2 protein-coding genes are annotated in these 1,200 nt (G+C 35.1%); one reads left to right on the plus strand and one right to left on the minus strand.

What is annotated here, in order from left to right; genetic code table 11:
* On the minus strand, positions 1–452 hold a 452-nt coding region (locus DTW91_RS12610), incomplete at its 3' end, for a tyrosine-type recombinase/integrase (protein WP_228412723.1).
* Positions 453–805: 353 nt separating this feature from the next.
* Here DTW91_RS12610 and DTW91_RS12615 point away from each other — a divergent pair.
* Positions 806–1,087 carry a hypothetical protein gene (locus DTW91_RS12615; RefSeq protein ID WP_124802120.1) on the plus strand — a complete coding sequence of 94 codons (282 nt, stop codon included), beginning with the start codon at positions 806–808 and terminating at the stop codon, positions 1,085–1,087.
* Positions 1,088–1,200 lie beyond the last annotated feature (113 nt).

Genomic DNA, 1,200 nt, shown 5'->3' on the forward strand with positions numbered 1-1,200 from the left:
TCGAAATCCAAATGCTGAAGCTTGATATTCCTTACTTCCATACAGCGCAGTCCGCACCCGTAGATCAGGCCGATGAGCAGTTTGTGTTTCAGGAGTTCGGCACTTTGAAGCATGCGCCAAACTTCCTGCCGGCTTAAAATAGTGGGCAGTTTATTTACTTTTGGAATGGCGGGAAGGTGGAGGTAGCTGTAGGGTAAACCTTCCGTCTTCAATAAAAAGCGGAGTCCGTAAACGGTATGTTTAAAGTACGATTGAGAAGGGGTTTTTGATCGCTTTTGAAGTTCAAAAAGGTAATCTTTGATGTCTTCCGGGTTTAATTCGGTAGGGACTTTACCGAAATGAAGCGCCAAGGCTGCAACGTGACGGGAATAATTGTCTAAGGTACGTTTGCTTCTGCCCAGGATGGAGATATTTCTTTCGAAGCGTTGCAGAAGTTCGGCNAGTATTGCCAAAAAAAGCGGGGTTGAAGGAATTCTTTGAGAGTTTAGTAAAAATATCCGCAAAAAATTTTCCCTTTTCCAAAGAAATTTTATAAATTTGAAAAAGGGAAAAATTTTTGCTTTGGGAAGTGCTTCTTTTGAAATTTCGGTTATAAAAAGCCCGCTTCTTCGGCAATACTTTTCCCGTTGTACGATATTTTATGAAAAACGCACGTTATCAGAATATCATTTTTGAAACACAAATGAAATTGAGAATTGAAATGAGATTTATGAAAATGAAAATAGAAGAAACGCTTTGACAACAAAGATGCTGAAATTAAAATATTTACAACTAAATGAATTATTAATTTAAATTATTAAACAAAATGAAAAAAATGTTTTTAATCGCTGGAATTTTGGCGGCGGGTTTTATTAGTGCTAATACAAAAGTAGAAACTAATGAAGAATTTGCTATTTCTAAAAATAAAAATGAAATCGCAATTAAAAGTGTCGAAAAAGATTCTCAATTAAACAATCAATTAGTAAAAGCACTTTATCCTATATATTATACTACAAGTTGTGGAGTGGCTGCAGTAACAAATCAAACTGGTTGGAGCGAAGCACAAATAATGGGTTGGGCGGCTGCACTTGAAGAGAATTACTGTTAATAACCTGTTGTGCATTTAGGATAAATTCATTTTAATTTTGTTCAAACTTCTTTTGAAAACAAAGAAATTGAGATATTGAATCATTGTAAAAGATGTGATTTTGGAGGTAATTC

Source organism: Chryseobacterium sp. SC28 (genome assembly GCF_003932955.1).
GTDB lineage: Bacteria > Bacteroidota > Bacteroidia > Flavobacteriales > Weeksellaceae > Epilithonimonas.